The organism is Methylobacterium sp. NPDC097929, assembly GCF_049543375.1.
GTDB lineage: Bacteria > Pseudomonadota > Alphaproteobacteria > Rhizobiales > Beijerinckiaceae > Methylobacterium.
The window spans coordinates 1-1063 of record NZ_JBMVEP010000039.1 but is presented as its reverse complement, the minus strand read 5'-3'; the positions used below and the strand labels follow the sequence as shown (position 1 = coordinate 1063).

Below are 1063 nucleotides of genomic sequence, written 5' to 3'. Positions count from 1 at the left end.
CTAGAGCTGCATCCGATCAGGTTGGATCAAAGGCATCGTAGCCTGCGGCCATCAGGTAGTTGCGGCATTCGACTGGTGTGAAGCGCTCGAAGGCTTGCTTGAGGGTGTCACAGAGGTCCGCGACCGTGCGAGCGGCCTGGGCACGCAAGCAGGCCTTGAGCTTGGCGAAGGCGAGTTCGATCGGATTGAAGTCGGGCGAGTAGGCCGGGAGGTAAAGCAGCCGGGCCCCGACCGCCTCAATGCGCTCGCGGATGCCGCTGACCTTGTGGGCGGGCAGGTTGTCGAGCACGACCGTGTCACCCGGGTTCAAGGCCGGCACCAGGGTCTCTTCGACATAGCGGCGGAAGCGGACCCCAGTCATGGGGCCGTCGAAGAGTGCGGTCGCCGTCAGGCCGCTGGCCCGCAGCCCCGCCGTGACCGTGACGGTCTTCCAGTGCCCGAACGGTACGGCCACCCGGCAGCGTTCACCACGCGGAGCCCGCCCGTAGCGACGCGCCATTTTCGTGTTGGTCGCGGTCTCGTCGAGGAATACGAGCCTGTCCGGATCGAGGTCGGGCTGGCCTTCGAACCAGGCCAGGCGCGCCGCCTTCACGTCCTCCCGATCCTGCTCGGCGGCGTGGCCGGTGTTTTTTTACGCGTGATGCCGTGACGCTTGAAGAAGCGGGATAGGCTGCTCGCCCCGACCAGCAGGCCATGTTCGGCCAGTCGGGCGCGCAACTCGCGCAGGAACAGTTCGGGCTTGGCCTCATAGGTCTGACGGATCAGGTCAGCCTGGGCCTCGATGGCGTGCGAACGCTGATCGCCGCCCATCGGCTTGGCCCGTGTGCGGCCTTCCCGCACGAAGGCCTCGTGCCAACGCACGGCACTGGCAGGACTGACCTCGAAGCGTCGGGCGGCCTCCCGGCGTGAGGCGCCTGCCTCGATCGCCACCACGACGCGTTCACGCAGATCGGCTGACAGGGCTGAGGGCATCCGGCTCTCCTCCTCGAAAGCCGGGCATCGAATCACATCTGCGCCGCTCTCAAAACCCCAATCGATTCAATCCGATCGGACACTGCTCTAG

Annotated in this window: 1 protein-coding gene; it reads right to left on the bottom strand. The window is 66.2% G+C overall.

From position 1 onward, the window contains the following. Positions 1–16: 16 nt before the first annotated feature. A protein-coding gene (locus ACPCJR_RS26280; RefSeq protein WP_391516494.1) for an IS630 family transposase occupies positions 17–972 on the bottom strand; the annotation gives its coding sequence in 2 pieces (ribosomal slippage) (positions 17–633 and positions 633–972; 957 coding nt in all). Positions 973–1063 lie beyond the last annotated feature (91 nt).